The following is a 7,852-nucleotide window of genomic DNA, read 5'->3' on the forward strand; positions in this document are numbered from 1 at the left end:
TGCTTCCGAGCCGTTGGAGTCAGCGCAGAGTGAGCGGGGTCTCGGAGGTGACACGGGTCAGCTTCTCGGGGTTGCGGACGAAGTAGAGGCCGGCGATGCGGGCGTCCTCGACACGGACGGCCATGAAGCCGTCCAGCTCGCCGCCCACGCGTATGGCGAGTGCGGGGCTGCCGTTGACCACGGCGGGCTCCCAGGTGATGGTCGCCTCGACCTTGGCCGAGCCGCCGAGCCAGAAGCGGACGACCTTCTCGGCGCCGATGACCGGATGCAGCGCGGCCCTCTTGAGGCCGCCGCCGTCGCTGAGCAGAACGACGTCGGGGGCGAGTACGTCGAGGAGGTCCTGCGGGTTCCCGGTCTCAATGGCGCGCTGGAAGGACTCCAGGGCCGCCCGGGTCTCGCGCAGGGAGGCCGTTCTGCGGGGGCGGCGGGCGTCGACGTGCCGGCGGGCGCGGTGCGCGATCTGTCGGACGGCATCGGGGCTCTTGCCGACGGCCTCGGCGATCTCGTCGTAGTCGACCTCGAAGACCTCGCGCAGCACGAACACCGCCCGCTCGGTCGGGGAAAGGCTTTCCAGGACGAGCATCATCGCCATCGACATGCTCTCGGCAAGTTCGATGTCCTCGGCGACGTCCGGAGTGGTGATCAGCGGCTCGGGCAGCCACTGGCCGACGTACGCCTCGCGGCGGCGCTTCATGGTGCGCAGCCGGTTGAGCGCCTGCCGGGTCGTGATTCGCACCAGGTACGCCCGCTGGTCGCTGACCAGTCCCAAGTCGACCTTGACCCAGCGCAGCCAGGTCTCCTGGAGGACGTCTTCGGCGTCGGCCGCCGATCCAAGCATCTCGTAGGCGACGGTGAACAGCAGGTTGCGGTGGGCGACGAACGCTTCGGTCGCCGGGTCAGTGGTGTGGTCGGTCATCTCTCGGTCTCTCTTCCTCGAATGCCTGGTCAGGCTGCCGGCCCCGCGATGGCCGAGGCCTCGCTGTGCTTGGCCTGCGGCAGTTGTCGGTCGTGGTCGCCCTTGGGCTCGGTGTGCACACGACATAGGTGTTCTCAGCCATGGGCGGCTGCTCCGTTCTCCCGGGGTCGGACCGTCTTCTTGGCGGACAGGTCCGGCGCGGCGGCCAGGCGGAGCTTGCGCTTGGGCAGGCCGAAGGTCGGGTGCGAGGTGGTCCACAGCGACATCTTGAGGATGCCCGCCTTGATCCGCGCGGCCTTCCGGCCGCCCACGTACTTCGACTTCGCCCGCGCCTCGTCGTCGACCATCTGCAGGATCCCGTCCCGGCGGCCGAGGCTGATGTGGTTGCCGTGGTAGGTCAGCTTGGTGTTCGGGATCTTGCGGCTGGTCAGGCGTCCGACGATCGCGGCCGTGGCCTGCATGCCGGTGTAACCGGCCGAAGCACAGGACATCGGCAGCGGACGGCCGTTGTCGCCGATGGCGTAGGCGCTGTCGCCGACGGCGTAGACGTTCGGGTGCGAGACCGACCGCATGGTGCGGTCGACGATGATCCGGCCGTCGACGGTGACCTGCAACCCGGCGGCCCCGGCGATGGGGTTGACCGCGAACCCGGCCGTCCACACGGTCACGTCCGACGCCCGGTCGGTGCCGTCGGCGCACGTCACCCGCGTCGCTTCGACGGCTTCGACTGTGGCGTGCTCCAGGACGGTGATGCCGAGCCGGTCGCAGGCCTGGCGCAGGTGGCCGCGGGCTCCGGCGGAGAGCGGGGCGCCCAACTCGCCGCGGGCGACCAGCGTCACGGACAGGCGGGGCCGGGATTCGGCGATCTCGGTGGCGGTCTCGATGCCGGTCAACCCGTCGCCGACGACCAGCACGCTCCCGCCTTCGTCCCGCCTGTCCAGGCTGTCCAGGCGCTCGCGCAGGCGCAGCGCGGAGGGCCGGCCGGTGACGTCGAAGGCGTGCTCGGCCACGCCGGGGACGCCGTGGTCGGCGGCGTGGCTGCCGAGCGCGTAGAGAAGGATGTCGTAGCCGAGCTCGCCGTCGACAGCGTCGGCGTCGGCCAAGGCGACGATCTGGCGCTTGGGATCGACGGCAGTGACCCGTGCCAGGCGCAGCCGTATTCCTGTGCCCGCGAAGACGTCGGCGAGCCGGGGAGCCTCGATCTCCTGGCCGGTCGCGAGCTGGTGCAGCCGCAGCCGCTGGACGAAGTCCGGTTCAGCGTTGACCACGGTGATCTCGGTGTCCGCCGGGGACAGCCGACGCGCCAGGGTGCCGGCCACGTAGGCTCCGGCATAGCCGGCGCCGAGGACGACGATGCGGTGCTTCATGCGATGCTCCTGTCCGTTCGCTTGCTCCGGAGACTTGAGCGGAACAGCACCCCGGTTCCCGCCAGGAACCGACTCCTGCGTATCCGCTGCCGATCACGACCGCCTCGGTCTTCTCGGTCTCGTTGTCTCCTGTCTCAAGGGGTTCGGCCTCAAGACACCGGACAACTAATCGCTGTGACAGCCTGTGAGGCAGATCACTTCGCAGGTGTGCGCTCGGCACGCGAAGTCCTCGCTCACCTCCACACAGGCCCGCGCCCGGGTCGGCAGGCGCCGGCCGAAGCCACCGCGGACCAGGCCGCACTCGCCCAACAGCTCTACGACCACGGGGAGAAGACCGGCCAGCAGATCGTGACCTGTTCGACGTGCCGACGGCGACGGCGTATGGGGCACCTCGGCGGACGCCCTGCGTCTGGCGGGGCGGTCCACGAGCTGCGGCCCTGCTCCAGCGCGCAGACGACCCCGGGCCGCGGGCCCTGGCAGGCGGCCGGCTCAGGGGTGGGCTACAGCTCTCGTGGGGCTATCGCTCTCGCCCTGGGCGAGCGCGGCGTAGAGGCCCCCGTGGCCACGGCGGTGTTCGCCCACCAGCGACAGCTCGGCCAGCGACCTCAACGGCCCATCCCCGCACAGAACCGCATCCGCCAGCTCGAACAACGCATCCGAACGAGCGGTGAGACAGCAGTAGAACTCGCCCCGGAAGCGTGACAGTTCCGCCAGCGGCTCTCGCCGGGCATCGTGATGCAGCAGACTCATCCTCACGGCCTTCGTGCTGGACGTGTGTGTTCCTTGGTCGGAGCACATGTTCAGACGAAGGCCGCTTGCGTGTACGGCGGACACCGAACCGAGTGATCAAGTACGACGCACCGTTCGAGGAGCGGCTTCTACCGGCGGCGCAGAGATCCGGGCCCGCAACGAGTGGACCAGTCACCAGCCGGCGACAGCCGCACTCCACCGGCCCGCGCGACGACAAGCCTGCCGTCCTCGAAAGCGATTCGATCACCAGCAGCCAGGAAGAGCGAGCTCGCCAGCTCAAAGGCGTACCCGTCGTCGGTTTCGAGGTCCTTTACCAGTACCAACCGCGAGGTCGGCATGGCTCCGTCGGCTACCAGGCGCATGCCGAGATGGTCCCACGGGGCCTGTGGTCACCTCGACCGCTATTCAGCGGCTGACCAACGACCCAGACGTTAAAGATCAAGCTAGCCGTGCCTGGCGGGCGATGGCCGACATGCTCATCGGCAACAGGGCCGCACCGTCCGTTTCGAACAGCGTATGGACATGTACGGCACCCAGGGCGCCAACAAGGGCACCTTCACCGCCTTCGGCCCCGCCGAGACCTTCGCCCCGCCCGCCGAGGACTGACCGCCGAGGACTGACCGCGACCGGTCCGTGGGCGGCACGGCCAAGCAGGGCGAAAGGGCATGGCGATCGCAGCCCAGCCGAACCGCGGGAATCGTTCGGCCATGGGACCGTCCATGGGGGCGAATTGCCCGGCCGCCCGAACAACTCCTACTGCACGAAAGACTCGGAGAGCAGCCGGGCCAAGGCCGACGGCTTGGCGGCCGGGGCCGGGATCTTGCCGCAGAACTCCGCCTCGATCACGTTCACGTACAGCGATCCATCCTGCAAAGCGCGGCGCGGTGATCACGTCAGAGTGACACCCGCGTCAGGGTTTCTTGACATTCACCGCTTGTCAGGGCAGCCATGACATACATGGGAGCTGAGGACACCCCGGCCTCGCTGGCCGGACGGGTCACCAACAAGGACCCCGCCGTCGGCTTGGAGGCCGTCGTCGCGTTGCGCCGTCTCCTGGAGGAGTTGGAGCGGCTGCACGTCGACAACGCCCGCCGCCAGGGCTGGTCGTGGCAGGCCATCGCCACGTCCCTGAACGTCAGTAGACAGTCGGTGCACGAGAAGCATTCAGGCAGGCGCAAAGCCATGGGTATGGAGGAGTAGAAGTGTTCGAGTTCTTCACCGATCACGGGAGGCAGGCCGTGGCGGCCTCGCAGGACGAGGCGGTCGCCCTGGGGCACGACTTCATCGGCACCGAGCACCTCCTGCTCGGCCTCCTTGCCGCCGAAGCGGGGACGGCCGCCGGGGTGCTGCACGGGCAGGACGTCGACCTGGAGCGGGCCCGGCAAGAGACCGTACGCGTCTTGGAGGCGGCCGGAATCGTCGCCTCGGGCGGGCAGCCCGCGCGCGACGCCCTGTCGTCGCTCGGCATCGACGTCGCGGAGATCCAGCGCCAGGCCGACACCTCCTTCGGTGCCGGCGCCTTCCAGTTCCCCAGGCCCGCCTACACTGCGGAGGCCCGCACCGCGCTGACGAACACGCTCAGCGAGGCCCGGGCACTGGGCCGCGACACGTTCGGCACCGAGCACATCCTGCTCGGCCTGCTCACCGTGCCCGAAGGGCACGCCTTGGAGGTTCTCGCCGCCTTCCAGGTCGACCCCGCCACCCTGCGCGAGACGATCCTCACCCGGATCGCCCCGGAAAGTCCGTGAACGCAGGGCGCGTCACGGCGGTGAGTCGCAACGCCACGTACGCGTTCAGCAAGCCAAACCATCTGTCCGTCACGCTGCTCGCCGGCCTCGGCGTGGAAGGGGACGTCCGCGCCGGCGAGACGATCCGGCACCAGTTCCGCATGACCTACGAACCCAATCTGCCCAACCTGCGCCAGGTTCACCTCATGCATGAGGAACTCTTCGAGGAACTCGCACTCAAGGGATACGAGGTCTCCGCGGGACAGCTCGGCGAGAACATCACCACCCGCGGAGTGGACCTCCTCGCCCTGCCCACCGGCACACTGCTGCGCCTGGGAGCCAACGCGGTGGTCGAGGTGACCGGACTGCGCAACCCCTGCTCGAAGATCAACGATTTCCGGACCGGCCTCCTGGGCGAGATGTTCGCCCAGGACCCGCGCTCGGACGAGTTCACCTTCAAATGCGGCGTCATGGCCGTCGTCCGTCAGAGCGGAACCGTCTACCCCAACGATCCCGTCGAGATCGAACTTCCGGCTCACCCACACCACGCACTGGAACGCGTCTAGGTTCTGTGGTGAACGTACTGGTCACAGTCGCTCGTTGATGGCTGCGATCAGTACGGTCGCCTCGGAGCGGACCGCGAGCTTGTCGTACCGGATAGCTACCGCGCGGTGTCGCTCCAGCGGGTTGATCCCGCACTCCACCGCGTGGCGTTCCTTGTAGTCCTCCTTGTCGAAGGACCGCGGTCGGCCGCCTCGGGAACCGAGCCTCTTGCGGTTGCGGACCTGGTCGGTCTTCTCCGGGATAGTGCACCCGATTCCGCGTCTGCGCAGGTAGGAGCGGTTCGCGCGCGAGCCCTGCGGGCTGATGAGCGCGGCAGACGGTCGAGTCCACGCTGACATCCCAGGTGATCGAGCCTTTCGCGTCGGCCTGGACCTGCAGTCGCTCGAGGATCTGCTTCCACGCGCCGTTGCGCTGCCACCTTCGGAAGAGGTCGTAGACGTGCTCCCAGGGGCCGTACCGCTCGCGCGCGTCGCGCCACGGCGTGCCGGCCCGGGTCCGCCGCCGTATGCCGTCGATCAGCTGTCGTCGCGGCCACGCCGGCGGCCGCCCGGTCTTGTTCCCCCGCGGCAGCAATGGCTCCGGCCGGGCCCACTGTCGATCCGTTGGGTCAGCGCGCGGGCACTGACGGGCTGCGGCCGTAGCGCCGCAGGCCCGTCGTGCTCGAACCCGCGCAGCGGGCGTCGTCACCTCCCCGCGGTCCGTTCAGCCGCGTGCGCTCAATACCTCCAGGTAGTGGGGGTTGCGCATCACCCCGAGGATGTTGCCGAACGGGTCGAGCACGGCGCCGGCCCGGAAGTCGCCGTAGTTGCGCAGCGGCTCGAACTCCTTCGCACCGAGCTTCAGCAGCCGTGTCATCTCCGCGTCGACGTCGTCCACGTGCCAGTACGCGACGACGCCGACGGGAGCGGAGGGAGTACGCGAGATGCCGAACTCCTGCAGGTGGTCGCCGAGCCGGAACTCGATGTACTCGTCGCGTTCGAAGTACGGCTCCAGGCCCAGGACTTCGGTGTACCAGGCGCGGGCGGCGGCGAGGTCGTCGGCGTGGTAGCGGATGGTGGCGAGGCCACGGAATGTCGTCATGGGAGAAGAATGCCCGGCATATAGGTCAGTTCTTGTCCTCTATGGTGAGAGGGCAGGCGGGACCAGAAAGGTGCCGAAAAGCTGCCCAACGCCCTGAAAACGCAGGGTGTCAGGCTTGGCGATGTGCCGAAAAGCCTCATGCAGGCGGATAGAGGTCGAGTACGACGTCGAGCCCCAGCCCGCCGACCTTGGCCAGCAGGTCGGCCGACAGGACGCAACCTCCCTGACCGTTCTCACTGGCGAAGCCGAGATACAGCTCCAGGTCACAATCGACGGACAGGCGCGCCAGCTCCTCACGACACCCGTTGATCAGTCGGACCAGCGCCTCGACGTGCTCTTCAAGCTGACTGTCACTTCCCAGGCCACTTCGCCGGATCCAGACACTGGTCTCCCGCCGGGCGCTGCTCGGGCTTCGGGGGCTCATCAAGCTTCCCTGCTCGAACTGTTCGTCGGGCACGATCCCCAGGCGAAGCGTGATCTCCTCGGCGCGGACCATCCGGCTCGTGATCCGGATCGATCCGGCCGACCACTTCGTGTCCGGCTCCGGCGAGTGCATCGTCAAGTGTTCTGGCACGTGCTCACGATCGCAGACCAGTCAACGGCAGGCCAGCGCATTCCTCGGGCTGTCCAAACGGCAGGCAGCAACCCGATCGACGGCACGAGTCGGGTGCCCGTTCACGTGGTGCGGCACAGGGCGTTGTCGATGAGGGTGCGCAGTGCGTCCTCCTGACGGGCCGCGGTCTCGGGGTCCGCGGCGCGGCTGTGGGCGGAGACGGTGATGGTGCGTCGGGCGTCCGTGGTCGTCGCTGCCCGGATGACGTATCCGAAGCCGCTTCCTCCGTGCCCGAGGTAACCTCCGCCGCAGGACAGGGGTGTGAAGAACAGGCCCAGGCCGTCCCGGGTGCCTTCCGGGTGACCGCTGTCCTGGGGCACCGGGACAGTGGTCCGCATGGCGGCGAGTTCGGCGGGCTTCAGCAGCCGTCCGCCCACCAGGGCGGTGAAGAACCGGTTGAGGTCGCGGGCCGTGCCCGTCATCGAGCCGTCGGCGCCGCTGTCGAAGGGCCGGTAGGGAATCGTGGTGTCGACCATCGGGCCGTCCGCGGTGAACTGCTGGTAATCAACCGTGTGCGGCTGCGGAAGGAAGGGCCAGGTTCCGGGGGTTTCGGTGTGCCGGAGGCCGAGGGGGCGCAGGATGCGGTCGTGGACCTGCTGTTCCCAGGTGCGGCCCGTGACCTTCTCGATGATCATCCCGGCCAGTACGTAGTTGGTGTTGGAGTACGCCCAGCTGGTGCCTGGCGGAAAGGCAGGCTCATGGCGCATGGCCAGGGCGACCAGCTCCTCGGGCTTGTAAGTACGCCACCGGTTGGCGAAGTAGGTCCGGGCACTGGGGTCGGGGAAGACGTCGTAGATGTAGTCGGACAGGCCACTGGTGTGCTGCAGCAGGTCCC

At 68.5% G+C, this 7,852-nt stretch carries 8 protein-coding genes and 2 pseudogenes; 3 read left to right on the plus strand and 7 right to left on the minus strand.

The genetic code is table 11. The features are described from left to right. Positions 1-19 precede the first annotated feature (19 nt). From ACZ7LT_RS33425 to ACZ7LT_RS33435, 3 genes and pseudogenes are all read right to left on the minus strand, one after another. Complete coding sequence (locus tag ACZ7LT_RS33425) at positions 20-916, minus strand: RNA polymerase sigma-70 factor (protein ID WP_471239853.1); 897 nt, start codon at positions 914-916, stop codon at positions 20-22. Positions 917-1,050: 134 nt separating this feature from the next. Beyond that, positions 1,051-2,283, minus strand: coding sequence for an NAD(P)/FAD-dependent oxidoreductase (locus tag ACZ7LT_RS33430; protein ID WP_471239854.1), 1,233 nt, complete (start codon positions 2,281-2,283; stop codon positions 1,051-1,053). A gap of 398 nt (positions 2,284-2,681) precedes the next feature. Next, positions 2,682-3,033: pseudogene (locus ACZ7LT_RS33435) on the minus strand (transposase); the annotation flags it as partial. Positions 3,034-3,990: 957 nt separating this feature from the next. On the opposite strand from ACZ7LT_RS33435, the gene ACZ7LT_RS33440 reads away from it, so the two are divergent. From ACZ7LT_RS33440 to ACZ7LT_RS33450, 3 genes are read left to right on the plus strand one after another with little or no spacing between them, the layout of a single operon-like run. Beyond that, entirely contained in the window at positions 3,991-4,233 is a 243-nt protein-coding gene (locus tag ACZ7LT_RS33440; RefSeq protein ID WP_471239855.1) for a hypothetical protein, read from the plus strand. 2 nt (positions 4,234-4,235) lie between these two features. Next, positions 4,236-4,781 carry a Clp protease N-terminal domain-containing protein gene (locus ACZ7LT_RS33445; protein ID WP_471239856.1) on the plus strand — a complete coding sequence of 182 codons (546 nt, stop codon included), beginning with the start codon at positions 4,236-4,238 and terminating at the stop codon, positions 4,779-4,781. Beyond that, complete coding sequence (locus ACZ7LT_RS33450) at positions 4,778-5,326, plus strand: MOSC domain-containing protein (RefSeq protein WP_471239857.1); 549 nt, start codon at positions 4,778-4,780, stop codon at positions 5,324-5,326. The genes ACZ7LT_RS33445 and ACZ7LT_RS33450 overlap by 4 nt, the downstream gene beginning before the upstream one ends. A gap of 21 nt (positions 5,327-5,347) precedes the next feature. Here the strand turns inward: ACZ7LT_RS33450 and ACZ7LT_RS33455 are convergent. From ACZ7LT_RS33455 to ACZ7LT_RS33470, 4 genes and pseudogenes are all read right to left on the minus strand, one after another. Continuing rightward, positions 5,348-5,897: pseudogene (locus ACZ7LT_RS33455) on the minus strand (transposase). Between the two features lie 129 nt (positions 5,898-6,026). Beyond that, on the minus strand, positions 6,027-6,404 hold the full coding sequence (locus ACZ7LT_RS33460) for a VOC family protein (RefSeq protein ID WP_471239858.1): 378 nt from the start codon (positions 6,402-6,404) through the stop codon (positions 6,027-6,029). Between the two features lie 136 nt (positions 6,405-6,540). After that, the gene (locus tag ACZ7LT_RS33465; RefSeq protein WP_471239859.1) at positions 6,541-6,978 is read right to left on the minus strand and encodes a DUF4279 domain-containing protein; all 438 of its coding nucleotides are present in this window, start codon (positions 6,976-6,978) and stop codon (positions 6,541-6,543) included. Between the two features lie 101 nt (positions 6,979-7,079). Next, positions 7,080-7,852, minus strand: a 773-nt coding sequence (locus ACZ7LT_RS33470; protein WP_471239860.1) for a serine hydrolase domain-containing protein, incomplete at its 5' end; no start/stop codon positions are given.

The organism is Streptomyces sp. NPDC039465 (assembly GCF_055639315.1).